Genomic DNA, 21,640 nt, shown 5'->3' with positions numbered 1-21,640 from the left:
CGGAGGGTCCGTCGATGCTGTTGCCGGCAACCGTCGCTTGCGGCGTGTTCATGACCAGTCTCGACCAGAACGTCGTGGTCACCGCGCTGCCCGGCATCGGCGAGAGCCTCGACCGGCCGCCAAGCCAGCTTGGCCTTTTGATCACCGTCTATGTCGCCAGCCTCATCGTCACCATGCCGCTCGGCGGCTGGCTGGCCGACCGTTTTGGGCTGCGCAACGTCTATTGCTTGGCGCTGCTCGTCTTCGCCGGCGCCTCGGCCTTGTGCGGCCTTTCGGAAAACATCTGGATGCTGGTTGGCTCGCGCGCCCTGCAAGGCTGCGGCGGCGCGCTGATGGGCACGCTTGGTCAGGTCGTGATCCTGTCGAGCTTCCCGCGCGACCGCACGCTGAAGATCAACATGTATATTTCACTCGCCGGCCAATCCGGGCCGCTGGTCGGGCCGCTCGTCGGCGGCGCGCTCACCACTTACGTCTCCTGGCGCTGGATCTTCTACATCAACATCCCGATCGCGCTGACCGCGGCGCTTCTGGCCGCCTCCCTGTTTCCGACGACAACCAAGCCGGTGCGCACGCCATTCGATTTGCCGGGCTTCCTGCTCGTCGGAAGCGGCATGGGATTGCTGGTCTTCGGCATGGATTCGCTTGCCGCCAAGGATGCCGCGAACAGCTTGATCGGCATCGAGCTCGGCCTGGCGATCGTCATCCTGACGGTTGCCTCCTTCTATTGCCTGCGCGCCCGCAACCCCCTGCTCGATCTCAACCTGCTGCGCATCCGCACCTTCCGCATCTCCTTCCTGACCGGCGGGGGACTGGACACGATCGGCCTGAGCTCGGTGGTCTTCCTCTTGCCGCTGATGTTCCAGCTCGGCTTCGGCATGAGCGCGGTGCAGGCCGGATCGCTGACCTTCGTCGCCGCGATCGGATCATTGCTGATGCGCTTCTTCATGCCGCGCCTGTTGAACCGCTTCGGCTTCAAGCGCGTGCTGGTCATCAACACGCCGATCATCGCCCTATTGGTCGCGGGCTTTGCCCTGATGCAGGAGAGCCTGCCGACCTGGATCGTGCTTGCCTATATTTTCGCCTTCGGCGTCTTCCGCTCGGTGCAATGGGCCTCGACCGGCAATCTCTCCTATTCGGACATCGCGCCGGAGCAGCTCGCGCGCTTCAGCGCGCTCTATTACATCCTGTGGCAGCTGGCGGTGGCGATCAGCGTCGGCCTCGCGGCCGCGCTGCTGTCACTGCTTGCCGGCGGCGGCAAGGCCGGCATCAACGACTACCGCATCCTGTTCGTCATCGAAGGATTGATCACCCTTTGCGCGCTGTCGGCCTATCTGAGGCTGACGCCGCAGGACGGCGCCCATGTCAGCGGCCATAGCGCGCATATGAGCACCGACTGACGCCTCAGCCGACGCTACTTCGCGAACGTCACCCAGTCCTCGAGCGGCGCGCGGTCGGTGCGGAACTCGTTTTCGGGCTTCGAGGTGTCCTCGTAGCCGAGCGCCATGCCGCAGACGACGATCTCCTCGTCGGGAATATCGAGCACCGGCCTGATCTGACGGTGATAGGGCGCAAAGGCCGCCTGCGGGCAGGTATGCAGTCCCCTGCCCCGTGCCGCGACCATGATGTTCTGCAGGAACATGCCGTAGTCGATCCACGACCCTTGGTTCAGCCTCCGGTCGATCGTGAAGATCATGCCGACGGGAGCATCGAAGAAGATGAAATTGCGGTCGTGCTGGGCGCGCATCCTGTCGACCTCGCGGCGGCCGATGCCCAGCACGCCATAGAGCCCGAAGCCGTTGGCGCGGCGGCGGGTGAGATAGGGTTCGAAGAACTGGTCGGGATAGTAGCGGTACTCGTCCCACTCAGCCTTTTCTGCGCGGATGCCGGAATTGAGGATGGCGTCGCTGATGCGCTGCTTGACCTCGCCCTTGGTCACATAGACGCGCCAGGGCTGCATGTTGGTGCCCGAAGGCGCGCGGGCGGCGACCGCCAGGATCGCGCGGATCGTGTCGTCATCGACCATATCGGGCAGAAACGCGCGCACCGACCGGCGCGACAGGATCGCGTCGTCGACGATCGCCGCGTCCATGGCGATTCGGCTATTCTTCTCCAGCATGGGCCGTCCCTTCGCGCATGGCCGGAACTGCAACCGGTTCCATGGCGACCATCCGCAGACACTAAACTGTATTGGTCCCCGACCGGACGTCCCCACTCGCCGTTCGTGATCGTGGCTTTGCCTCAACCTCAAAAATCGCGCAAGTAAATCTTGCGGGGTATGAAAATCCCCTTGATTTTTTCATGACTTTACCGCTTCATGAAATTTACATAGATTTTTTCACGAGATACGCTTGAGCTCGACTACTGCCAGATCGGAGCAGGACAATGGCGACCGGCTGCTGGCCGGCGACATCCGTGCGCTTCGCAAGGCGCGCGGCCTCACACTGGCCGAGATCGCCCTCAAGCTCGGCCGGTCGGTCGGCTGGGTCAGCCAGGTCGAGCGCGGCCTCTCGGTTCCCTCGCTGGGTGACTTGCGGGCATTCGCCAGCCTCTTCGATGTTCCGATCAGCCTGTTCTTCAGCCATGACGCGCCTGTCGAGCAGGAACGCGGCGTGGTCGTGCGCGCCGGCAGCCGCCGTTCGCTTGGCACAAGCGAATCCGGCCTGGTGGAGGAGCTTCTGTCGCCCGATCTCGGCGGTAGCTTCGAGATGCTGCGCTCGGTGTTCGCGCCGGGCGCGGAGCTGGAAACAGAAACGCGCCGCCCGACGGAAGAAGCGGGCTATGTCGCGTCGGGCACATTCGAGATCGAGATCGACGGCGTCTGGCATCGTCTCGGCGAAGGCGACTCGTTCCGCTTCGAGGGCAAGCCGTTCCGCTGGCGCAATCCCGGCGCCGAGCCGGCAGTGGTCATCTGGGTGGTTTCGCCACCGGTATACTGACAATGCATGTCAACCAAAAGTGCGAAGCGGTTTTGGGATAACGACATGCATCAAAAACAAAAATCGAAGCGCGAAGCGCTGAGACTCTGGAGGAAGAAATGGCCGGTTTGCCGACCACGGCACGCGTGGTGATCATCGGAGGCGGCGTCGTCGGCACCTCCTCGCTCTATCACCTCTGCAAGGCGGGCTGGACCGATTGCGTGCTTCTGGAAAAAAACGAGCTGACCTCAGGCTCGACCTGGCATGCCGCCGGCAACGTGCCGACCTTCTCCTCGTCCTGGTCGCTGATGAACATGCAGCGCTACTCGACCGAGCTTTACCGGGGTCTGGCCGAAGCGGTCGATTATCCGATGAACTACCATGTAACCGGCTCGCTCCGGCTCGCCCATACCAAGGAGCGCATGCAGGAATTCCAGCGCGCCAAGGGCATGGGCCGCTACCAGGGAATGGATATCGACGTCGTCGGCCTCGACGAGATCAAGCGCCGCTACCCCTTCATCGAGACGCATGAGTTGAAGGGCGCGCTCTATGACCCGAGCGACGGCGACATCGACCCGGCTCAGCTGACCCAGGCGCTGGCCAAAGGCGCGCGTGACATGGGCGCCAAGATCATCCGCTTCTGCCCGGTCACCGGCGTGCGCCGCGAGAACGGCGAATGGGTGATCGCCACCCCGCAAGGCGAGATCCGCTGCGAGATCGTCATCAATGCGGCCGGCTACCGCGCCGCCGAAGTCGGCAAGATGTTTGGGCGCGACGTGCCGATGATGGTGATGAGTCATCAGTACATATTGTTCGAGGAAATCCCCGAGCTTGCCGCGTGGACGAAGGAACAGGGCCACAAGCTGCCGCTGCTGCGCGACGTCGACACGTCTTATTACTTGCGCCAGGAAAAGAGCGGCATGAATCTAGGCCCCTATGAGCGCAATTGCCGCGCGCATTGGGCGACCCACAACGATCCGATGCCGGAGGATTTCTCCTTCCAGCTTTTCCCCGACGATCTCGACCGCCTCGAGCATTACCTCGCCGACGCCGTCGCCCGCGTGCCGATCCTCGGCACCGCCGGCCTCTCCAAGGTGATCAACGGCCCGATCCCTTACGCGCCGGACGGCAATCCGCTGATCGGGCCGATGCCCGGCGTGCCGAACGCCTTCGAGGCCTGCGTGTTCACCTTCGGCATCGCGCAAGGCGGCGGCGCCGGCAAGGTGCTGGCCGAATGGGTCACCGAAGGCCAGACCGAATGGGATATGTGGTCCTGCGATCCGCGCCGTTTCACCAGCTTCGCCTCGGCGCCCGACTATTGCGTCGCCAAGGGCATGGAGATCTACGGCAACGAATACGCCATCCAGTTCCCGCGCCATGCCTGGCCGGAGGGGCGCAACCGTAAGCTGTCGCCGCTGCATGATCGCATCAAGGCGCTGGGCGGCCAGTTCGACGCCTATAATGGCTGGGAGCGCGCGACTTGGTACGCACAACCCGGCGATGATACTTCCGAAGAGTCTACCCTCACCTTCCGCCGCGACGGCCCGTGGCAGCAGCGCGTGCGCGAGGAATGCCTTGCCGTGCGCGACGCCGCCGGTATCCTCGACCTGCCCGGCTTCTCGCGCTTCAATCTCGAAGGCCCTGGCGCGGCCGAATGGCTGGCGCTGCAGGTCACCGGCCTGGTGCCGAAACCGGGCCGCATCGGCCTGGTCTATTTCGCCGATGACAAGGGCCGCATCGTCACCGAGATGTCGGTGGTGCGTCATGGCGAAGACCAGATGACGCTGATCACTGCGGCTGTCGCGCAGTGGCATGATTTCGAATGGCTGAAGTCGCGCATGCCCGCCGACGCGGCCTTCACGCTGACGGACCGGACGGAGGAATACTCAACGCAAATCCTTGCCGGCCCGAACTCGCGCAAGATCCTTGCCGAAGTCTGCGACGCCGACCTGACGCTGCCCTGGCTGACGCATCAGGAAACGACCATTGCCGGGCGCTGGGCGAAGCTGGTGCGCGTCTCCTTCGCCGGCGAGCTCGGCTGGGAGATCCACACCAAGGTCGCGGACACGGCGACCGTCTTCGACGCCGTCTGGGCCGCCGGCCGGAAGCACGGGCTGGAACCCTTCGGCATGTATGCGCTGGATTCGCTGCGGCTGGAAAAAGGCTACCGCACCTGGAAGGGCGACCTCTCGACCGACTATTCGATCCTGCAGGGCGGCCTGGAGCGCTTCGTCAAATGGGACAAGCCAGACTTCCGCGGCAAGGCGGCTCTCCTCAACGAGAAGCAGCAGGGCGTGAAGAAGCGCTTCGTCACTTTGGTTGTCGAGAACCCCGGCGACTGCGACGCACCCTATATGTCGACGCTCTGGCATGAGGGCACGATCGTCGGCGAGACGACGTCGGGCGGCTGGGGCCACCGCGTCGGCAAGTCGATCGCGCTCGGCATGCTGCGCACGGATCTCACGGAGCCGGGCACGGCGGTCGAGGTCGAGATTTTTGGCGATCGCTTCAAAGCCATCGTCCAGAACGACGAGCCGCTGTGGGATCCGAAGAATGAGAGGTTGAGAGCCTGATGCCGAAGCCATCAAAACGCATTACCGGTATCGTGCCTTCCGGCAAGGACGGCTGGGAGGTCCATTTCGCCGCCTGGAATCGCAAGCAGGCCGGCGAAGACATCATTGTGCTCTCGGTCGGCGACCATGATTTCGACACGCCGTCGGAAACCATCGAAGCCTGCGTGACTGCCGTGCGCGGCAGCAACCATCACTACACGCCGCTGCCCGGCCTGCCGCGCCTGCGCAAGGCGATGGCCGCCGCCGCGACCGTTTGCGCCGGCATCCTCACGGAACCCGACGAGGTCATCGCCACGCCTGGCGGCCAGGCAGCGCTTTACGCCGCCGTGCAGGGCGTGCTCGACCCGGGCGACCACGCCATTGTAGTCGCGCCTTACTACGCCACCTACCCCAACACCTTCAGCGCCGCGGGCGCCAGCTTCACGGTGGTCGAGACACCGGCCGAAGATGGATTTCAACCTCGCGCAGACATGATCCGCGCCGCGCTCAAGCCCAACACCCGCGCCATCCTGATCAACACGCCGAACAACCCGACCGGTGCCGTCTATTCGCGCGAACGGCTCGAACGGCTGGCCGAAATCTGCAAGGAGCACGATCTCTGGCTGCTGTCGGACGAGGTCTACTGGACGCTCGGCGGCGGCGAGCACATCTCGCCGCGCTCGCTGCCCGGTATGGCCGAGCGCACCCTGGTCATCAACTCCATGTCGAAGAGCCACGGCATGACCGGCTGGCGCATGGGCTGGCTGACCGGGCCGAAAGCGATGATCGCGCTGATGACCGACCTCAATCTGGTCACGACCTACGGCCTGCCAGCCTTCATCTCCATCGCTTGCGCCGAGGCGCTTGAAAACCACTATGGCGTGAAGGATATCGCCGAGCGTTACGCCGCGCGGCGCGCGATCTTCCTCGATGCCATACGCGGAGCCAACGAAGTCACCGTGCGCGGCTCCGAAGGCGGCATGTACATCATGCTCGATGTCTCCGCGGTCGAACCCGACGACGAGAAATTCGCCTGGGCGCTGCTCGACGAGGAAAAGGTCGGCGTGATGCCCGGATCGAGCTTCGGCGAAGCCGCCGCCGGCCACATCCGCATCAGCCTCTGCCAGCCCGAATCCATCCTCAAGGAAGCAGCGCTTCGCGTTCGCCGCTTCGCTTCCAACTATCGCCGCGAGGCCGCATGACCAAGACCATCCCGGCCAAAGCCCGCGCGGTAATCATCGGCGGCGGCGTCTCCGGCTGCTCGGTCGCCTATCATCTGGCCAAGCTCGGCTGGACCGACATCGTGCTCTTGGAGCGCAAGCAGCTCACCTCAGGCACCACCTGGCATGCGGCCGGGCTGATCGGCCAGTTGCGCGGCTCCCAGAACATGACGCGGCTGGCGAAATATTCGGCCGATCTCTACGTCAAGCTCGAGGCTGAGACCGATGTCGGCACCGGCATGCGCCAGGTCGGCTCGATCACTGTCGCGCTGACCGAGGAGCGCAAGCACGAGATCTATAGGCAGGCTTCGCTCGCCCGCGCCTTCGATGTCGACGTGCGCGAGATTTCGCCGCGCGAGGTCAAGGAGATGTACCCGCATCTCAACGTCTCGGATGTGGTCGGCGCCGTGCATCTGCCGCTCGACGGCCAGTGCGATCCCGCCAACATCGCCATGGCGCTGGCCAAGGGCGCGCGCCAGCGCGGTGCTTCCCTCATCGAGAACGTCAAGGTCACAAAGGTTCATACGAAGAACGGCCGCGTCTCCGGCGTCTCCTGGGCGCAGGGTGAGGAGCAAGGCACGATCGAGACCGACATCGTGGTCAACTGCGCCGGCATGTGGGCGCGCGAGTTGGGTCGGCAGAACGGCGTTACGATCCCGCTGCATGCCTGCGAGCATTTCTATCTCGTCACCGAGCCGATCCCCGGCCTCTCCCGCCTGCCGGTGCTGCGCGTGCCGGACGAGTGCGCCTACTACAAGGAGGACGCCGGCAAGATGATGCTCGGCGCCTTCGAGCCGGTGGCAAAGCCCTGGGGCATGGACGGCATCCGCGAGGATTTCTGCTTCGACCAGTTGCCCGAGGACATGGACCATTTCGAGCCCATCCTCGAAATGGGCGTCAACCGCATGCCGATGCTGGGCACCGCCGGCATCCATACCTTCTTCAACGGCCCGGAGAGTTTCACGCCGGACGACCGCTATTATCTCGGCGAGGCGCCGGAGCTTTCCGGCTACTGGATGGCGACGGGCTATAACTCGATCGGCATCGTCTCCTCCGGCGGCGCCGGCATGGCGCTGGCGCAATGGATCAATGACGGCGAGGCGCCCTTCGACCTGTGGGAGGTCGATATCCGCCGCGCCCAGCCTTTCCAGAAGAACCGCCGCTACCTCAAGGAGCGCGTCTCCGAAACGCTCGGCCTGCTCTATGCCGACCATTTCCCCTATCGCCAGATGGCGACCTCGCGCGGCGTGCGCCGCTCGCCCTTGCACGAGCACCTGAAGGCGCGCGGCGCCGTCTTCGGCGAGGTGGCGGGCTGGGAGCGCGCCAACTGGTTCGCGCGCGAAGGCCAGGAGCGCGAATACCGCTATTCCTGGAAGCGGCAGAACTGGTTCGACAACCAGCGCGAGGAACATCTCGCGGTGCGCAACGGCGTCGGCCTGTTCGACATGACTTCCTTCGGCAAGATCCGCGTCGAGGGTCGCGATGCCTGCGCCTTCCTGCAGCGGCTCTGCGCCAACGACATGGACGTGGCGCCGGGCAAGATCGTCTACACGCAGATGCTCAACCAGCGCGGCGGCATCGAGAGCGACCTCACCGTGACGCGGCTTTCGGATACGGCCTATTTCCTGGTCGTGCCGGGCGCCACGCTGCAGCGCGACTTCGCCTGGCTGAGAAAGCATGTCGCCGACGAGTTCGTCGTCATCACCGACGTCACCGCCGCCGAAGCCGTGATCTGCGTCATGGGTCCGGAGGCGCGAAAACTGATCCAGAAGGTCAGCCCGAACGACTTCTCCAACCAAGCCAATCCGTTCGGCACTTTCCAGGAGATCGAGATCGGCATGGGTCTGGCCCGCGCCCACCGCGTCACCTATGTCGGCGAGCTTGGCTGGGAACTCTATATCTCGACCGAGCAGGCGGCCCATGTCTTCGAGGCGATCACCGAAGCCGGCGCCGATGTCGGCCTGAAACTCTGCGGCCTGCACACGCTTGATTCCTGCCGCATCGAAAAGGCCTTCCGGCATTTCGGCCACGACATCACCGACGAGGACAATGTGCTGGAGGCGGGCCTCGGCTTTGCGGTGAAGACGAGCAAATCCGGCTTCATCGGCCGCGACGCTGTGCTCAGGAAGAAGGAAGCCGGTCTGTCACGCCGGCTGGTGCAGTTTCGTCTGAAGGACCCGCAGCCGCTCCTCTTCCACAACGAGGCCATCCTGCGCGACGGCAAGATCGTCGGCCCGATCACATCAGGCAATTACGGCCACCATCTCGGCGGCGCGATCGGGCTTGGCTATGTGCCTTGCCAAGGCGAGAGCGAGGCGGATGTGCTGGGCTCATCCTATGAGGTGGAGATCGCCGGCGAGCGTTTCACGGCGGAAGCCTCGCTGAAGCCGATGTACGATCCGAAGGCGGAACGGGTGAGGATGTAGCTTTCCTCTCGCGGCTTCGGGCAGGATTGCCCGCAGGCGTGACCAAGAGTCGCTATTACTTGTCCGGCATGGTTGACGGATCGCGAGCACCGTGTCGGATACCGACAATCACAATTTCGGCGGCGGAAGGCTCATAATAGATCAGGTAGGGATAAGGCCGCACGACAATCCGGCGCATCGGCCTTTCGTCTGTAGCAACGCCGGCCAAAGGATGTTCAAGCAATAGATTGATGACTGCGTGGAGTCTGGCTTGGATCCGCTTCGCCCCTTTGGGTGACTGCAACGCGATATTGCCGAGAACCTCGTCTAACTCGGCTAACGCCGCCGGCGTGTAACGAAGCTTCACAGGCCGTGCTTCGCCCAAACAGCGCGGACTTCCTCGTCGGTTGCAAATTCACCACGCGCAGCCTGCGCTCGGGACATTGCGAGCGAGGCTTTTTCCTCTCGGCTCAGTTGGTGAATAGGTTCGTCCCCCACTTCACCCGCGAGGCGCAAGAGGACACGTGCGTACTCGTCCTGCAATTCAGGAGGCAAGGTGCGAACACGTTGGACTGCATGCTCGAAAAGCTTGGTCATGCCCTTATTATGCACTTCATTTCCGCATAAAAAAAGGCGTTCGCCACAATCCCGCAGGATAGCTGAAGGCCCCTAAAACCGCTCAAGCGTCCTGCGGACTTTGACCAGAAACCCCGCCCGGCTCTTCGGCGTCGAGGCATCCATCAGATAGTGCGCCAGGAAAAACGTCTTGCAGCGCGTGGCGCATAGCGCCCGCATGCCGCGTAAAATCGTCTTGCGTCCCGGCTGGCCGACGACCACGCTCCACCAGGTCGGCGCGCCGCAGGTGGTGATGACGCCGACCTTGGTGACGTGTCGCATCAGCGACGTGATGCGTCCCTTGCCGGCCGGCAGCTTGAAGGCGATCTCGGTCGCCCACACGCGGTCGAACCAGCCCTTCAGCATCGCCGGCAATCCGTACCACCAGGTCGGGTAGATGAAGAGAATCGCCTGCGCCCATTGCAGATGCTCGAAATGCGGCGTTAGCGCCGGGTCTTGCGGAGCCCGGTCGTTGTAGAAGCGCCGCTCATCGCAACTCATCACCGGATCGAAATTCTCGGCATAGAGATCGAGCAGCCGTACGTCCCAGCCCCGTCCTTTCAGCACCTCCACCGCCATGTCACGGATCGCCGCGCAATAGCTTTCCGGCACCGGATGGCAATAGACCACCAGCACGCGCATCAGAAGGCGTCCATCGTCGCCGCGACCTTCGCCATGAAGACTTTGCGCGTCTCGTCTGTGGATAGGTTCATCGAATAATGCGCGAGATAGGAGACGGGAGCGCCTGGCTTGATGGTCGCCCGCAGCATGCGCTTGACGATCTTGCGCGGCGGGTCGCCCATCAGCATGGCGCGAAAGCGGCTGCCGCCATAGGTGGTGATGGCCGCGAGCTTGCGGATGTTGTGCAATGTCGGCTGCACTTTGCCGTCGACCAGCTTGAACGACACGCCGGGCAGGAAGACGCGGTCGAAAAAACCTTTCAGGATTGCCGGATAGCCATAGTTCCAGACCGGAAACGACAGCACCAGCGCTTCGGCATTCTTCAGCCTTTCGACATAGCCGGCGACCGCGTCGTCCGGCCCGCGCGGGTCGTGGTAGCCGAGCCGCTCGGCGCGTGTCAGCCTTGGGTCGAAATCCTCGGCATAGAGGTCGCAGTCGTCGACCGCATGCCCCGCCGCGGCGAGCCGCTCGACGATCGTCTTGTGCAGGCCGGCGTTGAAGCTGGTCTCCACCGGATGAGCGTAAAGCACGAGGATTTTCATCACCCCGCCTTCTGCAATCCCTTGAACAGGAACGTGCGGCCGGAGCGATAATCATAGTCCGGGTTTTCCCAGGCGATCATCTTGCCGGGATTGAGCAGCCCTTGCGGATCGGTCTGGCGCTTGAAGGCAAGCTGGATCTCGTCGGTCTGCTTCATGCCGCCCTCTTCCAGCGTGTAGCGGTGCGGGTTGAAGATCGGGCAGCCATTCTCCTCATGCAGGCGGATGATTTCGTTGAGCCGCGCCTCGGTGGTGAACTTGACCAGCGGCAGGCCGAAGCAGGTGATGTTGCCGTCGAGCCGCACGAATTCCAGATGCGAGAACACCTCGCCCGTGAACATCGCGTCCATCTTCTCGACCAGCGCCAGCTGGTTGGGGAACGGATAGAGCGACTGCAGATAGGTGATCGACGGGTCGACGCGCAGTGCCCGCAGGGTCGTGTGGTTCCAGGCAAGCTCATAGGCCGGCGGCAGGCCCTTCTTGTCCTCGTCCGTCGCGGTCGCCGCATTGAAGATGACCTCGCCGCCGGCGCGCCGGGTGAAGGCCAGGAAGGCGTCGAGCCCATGCTTCGCGACCATGATGACGCAGATGCTTTGCCCCTCGCCCAGGAATTTCTGGTGTCGCTTGAAATAGAGCTGCGGCACGGGTGCGGCGATCGGCGTGATCAGCTTGGTCAGGATGCCGTCCTGGCAGGCCAGCGCGTTGCCGTAGCGGGCTGCACCCATGAATTTGTCGAAGCCGACGATAACGTCGATCCAATCATAGGCGGCGGTCAGCGGCATCTCGACCTCGGTGATGATGCCGTTGGTGCCGTAGGCATGGGTCACCTTGTGCAGATCTTCGCCGGTGAGTTCGAGCGCCTTGGGCTCGGCCTCCATGGTGACGACGCGTAGGCGCAGCACATTGCCGAAATCGCGCAAGCCGCCGAAATTGATCGAGCCGACGCCGCCCGAACCGCCAGCGATGAAGCCGCCGATCGAGGCGGTGTTGTAGGTCGAGGGCGAGAGCCTCAACTCCTGTCCGGAATGCGCCCGCGTCGCCTTGTCGATGTCGGCCAGCACCGCGCCCGGCCCGGTCACCACCCGCCCCGGCGCGATCGTCTTGATCTCGTTCATCTCGGCGAGGTTCAGCACCACGCCGCCCGACAGCGGCATCGCCTGCCCATAATTGCCGGTGCCGCTGCCGCGCGGCGTCACCGGAACGCCGTGCCTGTGGCATGCGGCAAGCACGCGGATGACTTCATCTTCGTTCTTCGGCGTGACGATCAGGTCGCCTTTGATGTGATCGAGTTGCGCCTTCAGCACCGGGCTGTACCAGTAGAAGTCGCGGCTCTTCTGCTGGACGATGGCCGGATGGTCGTCGAGCTTGATCCCTTCGAGATCGCGCTTCAGCGCTGCGATATCCATCATCACACCATCAGTTCGTCGAGTTCGGCATAGTCGGGCAGTTGGCGTTCGATCGCCCTGCCGTCGCGCACCACGATGCGATCCGATTCGGGCCGCGACAGCAATTCGGTCCAGCTCCGCCCCTTGAAGACAACGAAGTCGGCGCTGCCGCCGGCGGCCAGCGTGCCGGCGCCGTCGAGCCGCGTCACTTCGGCCGGCGTCGCCGCTACAGCCTTCGGCCAGTCGCCGACCGGGTGATCGAAATGCAGGATGCGCGTCGCCATGCGGTAGACCTCCAGCATATCGAGATCGCCATAGGCGTAGAAGGGATCGCGCGTGTTGTCGGAAGCAACCGCCACCTTGATGCCGCGCGCCTTCATCTCGTGCAGCAGCGTCACGCCGCGCCAGCGCGGGGTGGTGTGATCGCTGCGGCGGTCCTGCAGATAGAGATTGCACATCGGCAGCGACACCACGGCAAGCCGCGCCTTCGCCACCTTGTCCAGCGTGTCGAGCACCTCGAGGTCCGGCTGGCGCGCCAACGAGCAGCAATGGCCGACCAGGATATTGCCCTCGAAACCGTTCCACAGCGACGCCTCGGCGATCTTCTTCAGCGAGATGGCCGCGACATCGTCGGTCTCGTCGGCATGGAAATCGAGATCGAGCCCATGCTCGATCGCCTGGGCGAACACCTTGTCGAGCAGTTCCTCGAGATCGGGTACCATATAGGTGACGACGCCGAGCACGCCCTTGGCCGCGGCGACGCGCTTCGCCAACCGTTCGAACCAGGCCTTGTCGCGCACGCCTTCGATGCCGAGCAGGCAGGCCGCCTGCAGCTCGATGCGCCCGCGCCATTTTTCCCGCATCGTTTCAAACACCGGCCAGGAGATCTCCTCCTGCGGCGGCACGCTGTCGAGATGCGTGCGTATAGCCTTGGTGCCATGCGCGTAGGCCGAGCGCAGCGAGAAGTCCATGCGGCGCGCGACATCCTCGGCGCTCCAGCGCGTGGTGCGGTCGGCGCCGGTGGCATTGAGCGCGCCCATGAAAGTGCCGTCCGGATTGGGCTTTCGCGGCCAGATATGGCCCTTGTCGATATGGGTATGGCAGTCGACGAAGCACGGCATCACAATGCGGCCGGCAAGGTCGATCGCGCCGGGGTGCGCCTCTGCCCGGTCGTGCGCGGCAAGATCGGCGATCTTGCCGTTGGTGATGATAATGTTGGCAAGCGCAAACCCATCCGGATCGAAGGCGGCGGCAAGATCCGGCGTGAGCGATCGATGAAGCCGAACGTTAACCAGGCGATAAGAACCAGAGGTTGGTATCAAGGTCTGGCCCCCGCTGTCTTATGCAGAACTGGTGCCCAAATGGGCGCCTCACTATTCTCAATTGCATCGCGCACCTTACCGCTCCTGTTTCAGCGCGCTCTCGTGCCAGCGGCGCAGGATGAGATGCGACACCAGCGACAGCACCAGGAAGATAAGGATGCCGGTGAGCGAGATCAGGATCAGCGCCGCGAACAGGCGCGGCGCGTTGAGCCGGTAGCCGGCCTCGATGATGCGGGACGCGAGCCCCGATGACTGCCCCTGCGCGCCGGCGACGAATTCCGCCACCACCGCGCCGATCAGCGACAGGCCGCCGGCGATCTTCAGCCCGCCGAGGAAATAGGGCATCGCCGCCGGCAGCCGCAGATAGCGCAATTGCTGCCAGCGCGTCGCGCCGTTGAGCTTGAACAGGTCCCGCAGGTTCCGATCGACCGAGTTCAGGCCGAGCGTGGTGTTGGAGAGGATCGGAAAGAAGGCGACGATCCAGGCGCAGAGCAGCAGTTTGACGGTCTGGTTGTCCACATAGATGTTGATCAAAGGGAAGATGGCGACGATTGGCGTCACCTGCAGCACGATGGCGAAGGGGAAGAACGACATCTCCACCCATTTCGATTGCGCGAACAGCACCGCCAGTCCGACGCCACCGATCACGGCGAGAGCCAAGCTGAAAAAGGTGATCCTGAGCGTCACCAGCAGTGAGGAGAACAACAGCCCCGCATCGTTGTGCAGCGTCTGCAGCACCACGGCCGGCCGCGGCAGGATATATTGCGGGATCTCGTTCCAGACGCAGATGCGGTCCCACAGCACGATCGCCAGCACCATGATCGCCAGCGGCAGCACCCATTTGCCGATGCGCTCCAGCCGCTCCTGGCGGGCGCGGCGCGCCTCTTCCGGATCGAGCGTCAGGACATTGTCTTCAATGGCCGTCATTTTGCGATCCGGCGGTTGAGTTGATTGCGTCGACCAGCACGCCCGAGGCCTGCCGGCAAAGCGCAGCATAGCCCGGCGAGGTGCGGAACGCCTCGTCGCGCGGATAGGGCGCGTTGATGGGGAGTTCGCCATGGACGCGGCCCGGCCGCGCGGCCATGACGACGACGCGGCTGGATAGGAACACGCTCTCGAAGACGCTGTGGGTGACGAAGACGACGGTGAAGCGCTCGTCCTGCCACAGCTCCAAAAGATCGTTGTTGAGCTTGAAGCGGGTGATCTCGTCGAGCGCGGCGAAAGGCTCGTCCATCAGAAGGATGCGCGGCTTCGTCACCATGGCCCGCGCGATCGAGACGCGCATCTTCATGCCGCCGGAAAGCTCGCGCGGCACGGCGTTCTCGAAGCCGGTGAGGTGGACGCGCGACAGCATCTCCATCACGGCCGGCTCCGCCTTGGCGCGTGACACGCCCTTCAGCCTCAGCGGCAGCCAGACATTGTCGAAGACGCTGGCCCAGGGCAGCAGCGTCGGCTCCTGGAAGACGAAGCCGATGTTCGAGCGGTCGATCGAGCCGCGCCAGTCGAGCTGGCCGGAGGTCGGCGTCGAGAGACCCGCGATCAACCTGAGCGCCGTCGACTTACCGCAACCGGAGGGGCCGAGCAGGCTCAGGAAATCGCCTTCACGGATCGCCAGGTCGACCTTGCTCAGCGCCGTCACGCCGTTGGAAAAAACCTTGCCGACATTGCGTAATGCCAGCAGCATCGGAGCCTCGCCCGATGCCGCCGGCGTCTCAGCCACTTTCTCCTGGATCATCTCAGGCCGGCCGCCTTACTTCTTCAGCTCCAGCCCGACACCTTTGTTGATGAAGGCCAGCGTATAGGCCTTCTTGATGTCGAGACCCGGCTGCGCGACCTTGGCCTTGACCATCTTGTCGTAGAAACTCTGGATGCGGGCTTCGTTCATCGTGCCGATGCCGAGCTTTTCCGAATCGCCCGAATCGACAATGCCGAACTTCTTCAACTGCTCGATCGAGAAGGCGATCTGCTCGTCCGTCATGTCGGGATTGTCCTTCTTGATCATGTCGTTGGCGGCCTTGTTGTCGCCATAGAGGTACTTGTACCAGCCCTTGGCCGAGCCATCGACGAAGCACTGGACCACCTCCGGCCGCTTGTCGATCGTATCCTGCATCACCTCGATGGTCGTCGCATAGGTGTCCCAGCCATTGTCGGCAAGCAGGAACTGGTTCGGCGTGAAGCCTCCCTGCTTCTGCACCGCGAACGGCTCGGAGGTCACATAGCCTTGCTGAATCGACTTCTTGTTGGCGATGAAGGGCGCCGGATTGAACGTGTAGGGCACGCGCTTGGCGGCGTCGAAGCCTAGATCGGTGACCATCCACTGGAAGAAGGTCTGCGCGCCTTCGTCACCCATGATGTACTGGTCGGCGTTCTTCAGGTCTTCCCACTTGTCCAGCCCCTCTCCCGGATGGGACATGATGACTTGCGGATCCTTCTGGAAATCGGCGGCAACGACGCGCATCGGAATACCCTGCTGCACGGCATCGAAGGCCGACAGCAGGTTGCCGCCCATGTAGAAATCGATCTTGCCGGCAAGCAGCATCGGCCGGCCGCTGACCTGCGGGCCGCCCTGCATGATGGTGACATCAAGGCCGCAGGCGGCATAGGTGCCGTCGGCGATCGCCTGGTAGTAGCCGCCATGCTCCGGCTCGGCCAGCCAGTTGGTGCCGAACGTCACCTTTTCGTTTGCGGCCGCACCCAGCGTGCCCGCCGCCAGCAGGGCGACGGCGCCCGCCAGGATCTTTCCTTGTCCGATCATAAACTCACCCTCTCTTGGCTCCGGCGCGCAACGCGCTGGCTCGACACCATTGATTCAAGAAGCAAGACACATGCCACCGCCAGGGCCGCCTGCTCGTGCGGCAGTCGTTGCCGAGACCGGACGGGTCATGCCGTACGCGAGGCATCGTGCCTATTTTTTGGACGCCTGTCCATAATCGCTCCTGGCGGCGTCCACGGCATCTTGAATGTTTCATGAATCCGCCACTAGGCTGTCGGCCGACAGGAGAATGCCATGCTCAAATACCTCGCCCCCAAGTCGATCAAGCCGCCTTTCGCCCGCTACAGCCACGGCGTCGAAATACCGGCCGGAAAGCGCCTGGTGCTCTGCTCGGGTCAATTGGGAATCGGCCCCGACGATGCCGTGCCGGAGGACGCCGGCGCGCAGGCCGAGCTCTGCTTCAAGAACATCGCCGCGATTCTGAGCGAGGCCGGGCTGACCTTGAACGACATCGTGCGCATCAACGCCTTCGTCATCGGCCGCGAGCACCTGCAGGCCTATATGGATGTCCGCAACCGGCTCTTTTCCGATCCGGCGCCGGCCTCCACGCTGATGATCGTCTCCGGCTTCGCCCGCCCGGAATTCAAGGTCGAGGTCGAAGTTCTGGCAGCGGGCTAGCTGTTTCAGGGGATAGGCTCTAGACCTTCAGGCCGGACGGCAGACCAATCGGGAGACGAAACGTGACGACAAGACGCGTGTGGTGGGGCGATTACCGGACGACCGAATACGCCTCGATCGACGCCGAAGCGACCATCGCCGTGCTGCCGGTGGCGGCGATCGAGCAGCACGGCCCGCACCTTCCGGTCTCGACCGACACCTCAATCATGGCGGGCATGCTGGAGACGGTGATCGCGCGCCTGCCCGACGATCTCGACATCCGCATCCTGCCGGTGCAGGCGGTCGGCAAGTCGAACGAGCACCTGCATGCGCCGGGAACGCTCACCTTGCCCGCCACCACCTTAGTCGACGCCTGGACCGAACTCGGCCTGTCGGTCGCCCGCGCCGGAGTAAGAAAGCTGATCGTCGTTAACTCGCATGGCGGTAATGAAGAGATCATGGGCATCATTTCGCGCGAATTGCGCGTGCGCGCCAAAATGCTGTCGGTGAAGACGAGCTGGCAGCGCTTCGGCCGCCCGGCCGGCATGTACACCGAGCTCGAGGACCGTCACGGCATCCATGGCGGCGATGTCGAGACCTCGCTGATGCTGCACTTCCGGCCTGACCTCGTCGACATGAGCAAGGCGGAGAATTTCGTCTCCAATGTCGGCCGCGCCGAAAAGGAATTCGCCCTGCTGCGCCACACCGGCACGCATGCCTTCGCCTGGATCGCCAGCGACCTCAATCCGAACGGCGTGGTCGGCGACGCCTCCATCGCCACGGCCGAGAAGGGCCGGCTGACGGCGGAAATGCAGGCCGACGGTTTTATCAACCTGGTCAGGGATGTGCGCAAAGCGAAGCTTGCCGAGTGGCTGTCGTAGTGGCTGGTCCGCTTTGACTTAGGCGTCGATCCCCAGTTCGAAGGGTATCCCTTCGAACGCGTCGGCGCCGCGCCCGATGGCCTCGATCGCCGCGATCATGCGGCCGTCGCGCTCAAGCAGCGTGTCGGCGACGGCGATCAGCCGTGGATTGGGCGTAGCCGTCGGCGAGAGAAAGCGCAGCGTTCGGGCGAGCTCCATCTCGTCACGCTTGGGCGCCAGCGCCGCGGCGATGATGTAGGCCGACGCCGTCGAGCGGCTGACGCCGGCATAGCAATGCACCACCAGCGGCTTTACCCGGTCCCAGCGATAGGCGAAATCGAGCAAGGCCCGCACATGCTCCTCGCCGGGCATCGTCATGCCTTCCTGCGCGACAGCGATGTCGTGCATGACCAGATGCAGGTGGTTTTCCGACAGGATCGAGGCCGGGCGGACCACTTCGGTGCCTGCGGCGAGCAGCGACAACAACCGCTGCGCACCGGTCCTTGCCACGGCCTCGTCGACCTTCGACAGCGAACAGACGTGGATCATTGCCCGAACTCCTTTGGCGCATCCTTGCGCCGCGCGGCCCACGTGGCAAGGGCGCCTTCGAGGCGTTGCCATTCCGCTTCATTGCCCGGCAAACCGACACGCAGCACTTGAGGCCGCTCGGCAAAATGGCGGACCAGCACGCCGCTCGAGCCAAGTGCCGAAAAAAGGCCTGCGGCCTCGGGAAACGACAGATAGCGGAACAGGCTGGTGCCGCCGGCGACCGGAACATCGAATCGGCCAAGCAGCGCGTCGAGCCGCCCGGCATCCTGCGCCAGGCGTTGCCGCACATCCGCCTGCCACGCCGCATCCGACAAGGCGCGGATGCCATATTCGAGCGCCGGGCCGGCGACCGCCCAGGGCCCGAGCTGCACATCCAGCCGCTCGGCCGTCAGCGGATCCGCCAGCGCGAAGCCGAGCCGAACACCGGCGAGGCCGAAGAATTTGCCGAAGGAGCGCAGCACGACGATGCCCCCCTCCCCGACATCGCCGGCCAAGCTTTGCTCGATCGGGCCGACATCCATGAAAGCTTCGTCGACGACCAGCAGCCCGCCCTTGGCGCGAAGTCGCGCCGCAAGGTCGAGCAGACGGGCCTTTTCGATCACCCGCCCGTCCGGATTGTTGGGATTGACCAGCACCGCAAGGTCCGCCTCGGCCAGCGCGTCGAAATCGCTGACCTCCGCGACCGCATGGCCGGCGATAGCCGCGGCCCGGGCATGTTCGGCATAGGTTGGGCCGAGCACCAGCGCCTTGCCTGGCCGCAGCAGCGAAGCGACGCGCGGCAGGAGAATCTGCGTGCCGGGCGCCGCCGCCACATGCGCCGCCGACGGCGCGCCATAGGCCCTGGCCGCAATTTCGGCCAATTCGCGCAGTTGTCCTGCCTCCGGCAATCGGGACAGCGCTGTGGCGGGCAGATCGAAAAGCGGATAGGAGTGCGGATTGATACCTGTCGAGAGGTCCACGAAAGGTTTTGGCGCATGAGGAAAAAGCGCGTTTGCCCGGCCAAGGCTGCCGCCATGATCAACCGCTGCAATCGCTCCGCTTAGAAGTTTCATGTCCGTCCTGATCGCTTTCCTATCACTCGCCATCGAACGCGCCCTCGGCTACCCGGACTGGCTGTTCGGCGCCATCGGCCATCCGGTCACCTGGATCGGCAGGCTGATATCCTTTCTCGATCGCCGGCTCAACCACGCTACGGATTCCGACGAATTGCGTCGCCGCCGCGGCGTCCAGGCCTTGCTCGTCATTCTGCTGGTGCCCGGCCTGATCGGCCTGGCGCTGCATGTCCTGCTCTGGATGATGTTCCCCACGGGCCTCGTCATCGCCGCCATCCTCGGTTCCTCGCTGCTGTCGCAGAAGAGCCTCGCGGAGCATGTCGAGGACGTCGCCGATGCGTTGGAGACCGGCGGCCTGACCCTCGGCCGCATCGCCGTATCGCGCATTGTCGGCCGCGATCCGGAAAAGCTCGACAAGGGCGGTGTCGCGCGTGCCGCGATCGAAAGCCTGGCCGAGAATTTTTCGGACGGCATTGTTGCGCCCGCCTTCTGGACCGGCATCGGCGGACTGGGCGGAGGTGCTGCCTACAAGGCCGCCAACACCGCCGATTCGATGATCGGCCACCGCACGCCGAAATACGAAGCCTTCGGCCGTGCGACCGCCCGCTTCGACGATCTCATCAACCTGCCCGCATCGCGGCTCACCGGCCTGCTGATCGTGCTGGCGGCATTTCTCGTTCCGGGCGCCGATCCGCATGGCGCCTGGCAGGTGATGCGGCGCGACGCCAGGAAGCATCGTTCGCCCAATGCCGGCTGGCCGGAAGCTGCGATGGCCGGCGCGCTGGGCCTGTCTCTCGCCGGACCGCGCAGCTATGGCGGCGAAGTCGTCGAGGACGCCTTCATGGGCGAAGGCGGCCGCCGCGAGGCCGAAAGCACCGACATCCGCCAGGCGCTCAAGCTCTATCGCGTAGCCGACTGGCTGCTGCTCGGCCTATTCGCGGTCGTCTCGGCGATCGTGATCTACCTGACCATCTTGATCGGCGGCTAAAACTCAATTCCCTGCTGCGCCTTCACGCCGGCGGCGAAATGGTGCTTGGTCAGCCCCATCTCGGTGACGAGATCGGCCGCCTCGACGAGGAGCGGCTTGGCGTTGCGGCCGGTGACGATCACATGCAGGTCGCCCCGGCGCGCCTTCAGCGCTGCGACCACCTTTTCCAGGTCGAGATAGTCGTAGCGCAGCGCGATGTTGAGCTCGTCGAGCACAACGAGGCTCATCGAGGGATCGGCCATCAGCTCCAATGCCTTGGCCCAGGCGGCTTCGGCGGCGGCGATGTCGCGCTTCAGGTCCTGCGTCTCCCAGGTAAAACCCTCGCCCATCGCATGCCACACGACTCGGTCGCCGAAGGCCGCGAAAGCATCCTTCTCGCCGGTATGCCATTTGCCTTTGATGAACTGCACGACGCCGACGCGCTTGCCATAGCCCAGCATTCTCAGCGCCAGGCCGAAGGCGGCCGTGGTCTTGCCCTTGCCCGGCCCGGTGTTGACGATCAGCAGCCCCTTTTCAACCGTCTTGCCGGCCACTTCGGCATCCTGCACCGCCTTGCGCTTGGCCATCTTGGCCCGGTGACGCTCGGCGTCCTTGTCGTCAATGGTCTTGTCTTCGATTTCGGCCATGTCACTTCACCTTGAGTGGCAATCCCGCCACTATCATGAGAACGCTGTCGGCAGCGGCCGCCACCTGCTGGTTGAGCCGACCCGCAGCGTCGCGGAACCGGCGCGCCAGCCCGTTGTCGGGCACGATGCCCAATCCGACTTCGTTGGAGACCACGAACCATGGCCCGCGCGGCCGCGACAGAGCATCCTTGAGCCGCCGGCATTCGGCCTCGACGTCATGTTCGGCCAGCATGTGGTTGGTGAGCCATAATGTCAGGCAATCGATCAGCACAGGTTGGTGGGTCGGCAAAGCCTCGATGGCGCCAACCAGATCGAGCGGCGCATCGACGGTGACCCAGCCTTCGCCGCGCCGCGACCGATGCAGCGCGATGCGCTCGCGCATCTCGTCGTCATAAGCCTGCGCCGTGGCAATGTAGGTCCAGGGCGATGGGTTAGCGGTCGTCAGGCCCTCGGCATGCGAGCTCTTGCCCGAACGGGCACCGCCCAGGATGAAGGTCAGCTTCCCATCGGAAGCTCTATTGCCGCTCGCGGCTGTCGCGCCGGTCATTCTTGCCTTCCAGG

General features: G+C 64.1%; 22 protein-coding genes. 8 read left to right on the top strand and 14 right to left on the bottom strand.

All coding sequences use genetic code 11. From position 1 onward, the window contains the following. Window positions 1–14: 14 nt before the first annotated feature. Window positions 15–1,397, top strand: a complete 1,383-nt coding sequence (locus LB515_RS17305; protein WP_224708435.1) for an MFS transporter — start codon at window positions 15–17, stop codon at window positions 1,395–1,397. A 14-nt stretch (window positions 1,398–1,411) separates the two neighbouring features. Here the strand turns inward: LB515_RS17305 and LB515_RS17300 are convergent, their stop codons facing one another. Beyond that, the gene (locus LB515_RS17300; protein WP_095764905.1) at window positions 1,412–2,116 is read right to left on the bottom strand and encodes a nitroreductase; all 705 of its coding nucleotides are present in this window, start codon (window positions 2,114–2,116) and stop codon (window positions 1,412–1,414) included. 232 nt (window positions 2,117–2,348) lie between these two features. Here LB515_RS17300 and LB515_RS17295 point away from each other — a divergent pair, with 232 nt between their 5' ends. From LB515_RS17295 to LB515_RS17280, 4 genes are all read left to right on the top strand, one after another. Further along, entirely contained in the window at window positions 2,349–2,936 is a 588-nt protein-coding gene (locus tag LB515_RS17295; RefSeq protein ID WP_224600936.1) for a helix-turn-helix domain-containing protein, read from the top strand. A gap of 98 nt (window positions 2,937–3,034) precedes the next feature. Continuing rightward, on the top strand, window positions 3,035–5,488 hold the full coding sequence (locus LB515_RS17290) for an FAD-dependent oxidoreductase (protein ID WP_224708434.1): 2,454 nt from the start codon (window positions 3,035–3,037) through the stop codon (window positions 5,486–5,488). Next, a complete protein-coding gene (locus LB515_RS17285; RefSeq protein ID WP_224545488.1) occupies window positions 5,488–6,669 on the top strand; it encodes a pyridoxal phosphate-dependent aminotransferase in 1,182 nt (393 codons plus the stop codon). Before LB515_RS17290 ends, LB515_RS17285 begins: the two co-directional genes overlap by 1 nt. After that, a complete protein-coding gene (locus LB515_RS17280) occupies window positions 6,666–9,113 on the top strand; it encodes an FAD-dependent oxidoreductase (protein WP_224708433.1) in 2,448 nt (815 codons plus the stop codon). The genes LB515_RS17285 and LB515_RS17280 overlap by 4 nt, the downstream gene beginning before the upstream one ends. A 55-nt stretch (window positions 9,114–9,168) precedes the next feature. On the opposite strand, the gene LB515_RS17275 is transcribed toward LB515_RS17280, so the two are convergent. From LB515_RS17275 to LB515_RS17235, 9 genes are all read right to left on the bottom strand, one after another. Next, entirely contained in the window at window positions 9,169–9,459 is a 291-nt protein-coding gene (locus LB515_RS17275; RefSeq protein ID WP_224601904.1) for a type II toxin-antitoxin system RelE/ParE family toxin, read from the bottom strand. Then, window positions 9,456–9,689, bottom strand: coding sequence for a hypothetical protein (locus LB515_RS17270; protein WP_095764901.1), 234 nt, complete (start codon window positions 9,687–9,689; stop codon window positions 9,456–9,458). Before LB515_RS17270 ends, LB515_RS17275 begins: the two co-directional genes overlap by 4 nt. Window positions 9,690–9,761: 72 nt before the next feature. Next, the gene (locus LB515_RS17265) at window positions 9,762–10,349 is read right to left on the bottom strand and encodes an NAD(P)H-dependent oxidoreductase (RefSeq protein WP_224708432.1); all 588 of its coding nucleotides are present in this window, start codon (window positions 10,347–10,349) and stop codon (window positions 9,762–9,764) included. After that, complete coding sequence (locus tag LB515_RS17260) at window positions 10,349–10,930, bottom strand: NAD(P)H-dependent oxidoreductase (protein WP_224708431.1); 582 nt, start codon at window positions 10,928–10,930, stop codon at window positions 10,349–10,351. The genes LB515_RS17265 and LB515_RS17260 overlap by 1 nt, the downstream gene beginning before the upstream one ends. Continuing rightward, entirely contained in the window at window positions 10,930–12,333 is a 1,404-nt protein-coding gene (locus LB515_RS17255) for an FAD-binding oxidoreductase (protein WP_224708500.1), read from the bottom strand. The genes LB515_RS17260 and LB515_RS17255 overlap by 1 nt, the downstream gene beginning before the upstream one ends. 2 nt (window positions 12,334–12,335) lie before the next feature. Next, on the bottom strand, window positions 12,336–13,634 hold the full coding sequence (locus LB515_RS17250) for a cytosine deaminase (RefSeq protein ID WP_224708430.1): 1,299 nt from the start codon (window positions 13,632–13,634) through the stop codon (window positions 12,336–12,338). Window positions 13,635–13,709: 75 nt separating this feature from the next. After that, a complete protein-coding gene (locus tag LB515_RS17245) occupies window positions 13,710–14,561 on the bottom strand; it encodes an ABC transporter permease (protein ID WP_224600928.1) in 852 nt (283 codons plus the stop codon). Beyond that, a complete protein-coding gene (locus tag LB515_RS17240) occupies window positions 14,548–15,369 on the bottom strand; it encodes an ABC transporter ATP-binding protein (RefSeq protein WP_224600927.1) in 822 nt (273 codons plus the stop codon). Before LB515_RS17240 ends, LB515_RS17245 begins: the two co-directional genes overlap by 14 nt. 15 nt (window positions 15,370–15,384) lie before the next feature. Next, window positions 15,385–16,389 carry an ABC transporter substrate-binding protein gene (locus LB515_RS17235; protein ID WP_224600926.1) on the bottom strand — a complete coding sequence of 335 codons (1,005 nt, stop codon included), beginning with the start codon at window positions 16,387–16,389 and terminating at the stop codon, window positions 15,385–15,387. Between the two features lie 252 nt (window positions 16,390–16,641). Between LB515_RS17235 and LB515_RS17230 the strand changes: the two genes are divergently transcribed. Together LB515_RS17230 and LB515_RS17225 are read left to right on the top strand one after the other, a co-directional pair. Then, window positions 16,642–17,025, top strand: a complete 384-nt coding sequence (locus LB515_RS17230; protein ID WP_140541985.1) for a RidA family protein — start codon at window positions 16,642–16,644, stop codon at window positions 17,023–17,025. Window positions 17,026–17,087: 62 nt separating this feature from the next. Then, window positions 17,088–17,885, top strand: a complete 798-nt coding sequence (locus tag LB515_RS17225) for a creatininase family protein (RefSeq protein ID WP_224600924.1) — start codon at window positions 17,088–17,090, stop codon at window positions 17,883–17,885. A gap of 18 nt (window positions 17,886–17,903) precedes the next feature. Here the strand turns inward: LB515_RS17225 and LB515_RS17220 are convergent, their stop codons facing one another. Continuing rightward, entirely contained in the window at window positions 17,904–18,413 is a 510-nt protein-coding gene (locus tag LB515_RS17220) for a tyrosine phosphatase family protein (RefSeq protein WP_224600923.1), read from the bottom strand. After that, window positions 18,410–19,465, bottom strand: coding sequence for a threonine-phosphate decarboxylase CobD (gene cobD, locus LB515_RS17215; RefSeq protein WP_224600922.1), 1,056 nt, complete (start codon window positions 19,463–19,465; stop codon window positions 18,410–18,412). The genes LB515_RS17220 and cobD overlap by 4 nt, the downstream gene beginning before the upstream one ends. Between cobD and cbiB the strand changes: the two genes are divergently transcribed. Further along, window positions 19,464–20,453, top strand: coding sequence for an adenosylcobinamide-phosphate synthase CbiB (cbiB, locus tag LB515_RS17210; RefSeq protein ID WP_224708429.1), 990 nt, complete (start codon window positions 19,464–19,466; stop codon window positions 20,451–20,453). The genes cobD and cbiB overlap by 2 nt on opposite strands. Here cbiB and cobO read toward each other — a convergent pair. Beyond that, on the bottom strand, window positions 20,450–21,079 hold the full coding sequence (gene cobO / locus LB515_RS17205; RefSeq protein ID WP_095764889.1) for a cob(I)yrinic acid a,c-diamide adenosyltransferase: 630 nt from the start codon (window positions 21,077–21,079) through the stop codon (window positions 20,450–20,452). The genes cbiB and cobO overlap by 4 nt on opposite strands. 1 nt (window position 21,080) lies before the next feature. Then, window positions 21,081–21,626 carry a bifunctional adenosylcobinamide kinase/adenosylcobinamide-phosphate guanylyltransferase gene (gene cobU / locus LB515_RS17200; RefSeq protein WP_224708428.1) on the bottom strand — a complete coding sequence of 182 codons (546 nt, stop codon included), beginning with the start codon at window positions 21,624–21,626 and terminating at the stop codon, window positions 21,081–21,083. Window positions 21,627–21,640: the final 14 nt, after the last annotated feature.

Origin of the sequence: Mesorhizobium sp. CA15 (assembly GCF_020165215.1) — a bacterium.
Classification (GTDB): Bacteria; Pseudomonadota; Alphaproteobacteria; order Rhizobiales; family Rhizobiaceae; genus Mesorhizobium.
Note: the sequence above shows the minus strand (reverse complement) of the source record. Positions and strands in the feature narration are given on the sequence as shown.

Bases quoted from the DNA above. Each gene is read 5' to 3' on its own strand.
- LB515_RS17280 (WP_224708433.1), top strand. From the start codon at position 6,666: ATGACCAAGACCATCCCGGCCAAAGCCCGCGCGGTAATCATCGGCGGC.
- cobU (WP_224708428.1), bottom strand. From the start codon at position 21,626: ATGACCGGCGCGACAGCCGCGAGCGGCAATAGAGCTTCCGATGGGAAG.
- LB515_RS17265 (WP_224708432.1), bottom strand. From the start codon at position 10,349: ATGCGCGTGCTGGTGGTCTATTGCCATCCGGTGCCGGAAAGCTATTGC.
- LB515_RS17270 (WP_095764901.1), bottom strand. From the start codon at position 9,689: ATGACCAAGCTTTTCGAGCATGCAGTCCAACGTGTTCGCACCTTGCCT.
- LB515_RS17255 (WP_224708500.1), bottom strand. From the start codon at position 12,333: ATGGATATCGCAGCGCTGAAGCGCGATCTCGAAGGGATCAAGCTCGAC.
- LB515_RS17290 (WP_224708434.1), top strand. From the start codon at position 3,035: ATGGCCGGTTTGCCGACCACGGCACGCGTGGTGATCATCGGAGGCGGC.
- LB515_RS17300 (WP_095764905.1), bottom strand. From the start codon at position 2,116: ATGCTGGAGAAGAATAGCCGAATCGCCATGGACGCGGCGATCGTCGAC.
- LB515_RS17260 (WP_224708431.1), bottom strand. From the start codon at position 10,930: ATGAAAATCCTCGTGCTTTACGCTCATCCGGTGGAGACCAGCTTCAAC.
- cbiB (WP_224708429.1), top strand. From the start codon at position 19,464: ATGTCCGTCCTGATCGCTTTCCTATCACTCGCCATCGAACGCGCCCTC.
- cobO (WP_095764889.1), bottom strand. From the start codon at position 21,079: ATGGCCGAAATCGAAGACAAGACCATTGACGACAAGGACGCCGAGCGT.
- LB515_RS17245 (WP_224600928.1), bottom strand. From the start codon at position 14,561: ATGACGGCCATTGAAGACAATGTCCTGACGCTCGATCCGGAAGAGGCG.
- LB515_RS17240 (WP_224600927.1), bottom strand. From the start codon at position 15,369: ATGATCCAGGAGAAAGTGGCTGAGACGCCGGCGGCATCGGGCGAGGCT.
- LB515_RS17220 (WP_224600923.1), bottom strand. From the start codon at position 18,413: ATGATCCACGTCTGTTCGCTGTCGAAGGTCGACGAGGCCGTGGCAAGG.
- LB515_RS17235 (WP_224600926.1), bottom strand. From the start codon at position 16,389: ATGATCGGACAAGGAAAGATCCTGGCGGGCGCCGTCGCCCTGCTGGCG.
- cobD (WP_224600922.1), bottom strand. From the start codon at position 19,465: ATGAAACTTCTAAGCGGAGCGATTGCAGCGGTTGATCATGGCGGCAGC.
- LB515_RS17305 (WP_224708435.1), top strand. From the start codon at position 15: ATGCTGTTGCCGGCAACCGTCGCTTGCGGCGTGTTCATGACCAGTCTC.
- LB515_RS17285 (WP_224545488.1), top strand. From the start codon at position 5,488: ATGCCGAAGCCATCAAAACGCATTACCGGTATCGTGCCTTCCGGCAAG.
- LB515_RS17230 (WP_140541985.1), top strand. From the start codon at position 16,642: ATGCTCAAATACCTCGCCCCCAAGTCGATCAAGCCGCCTTTCGCCCGC.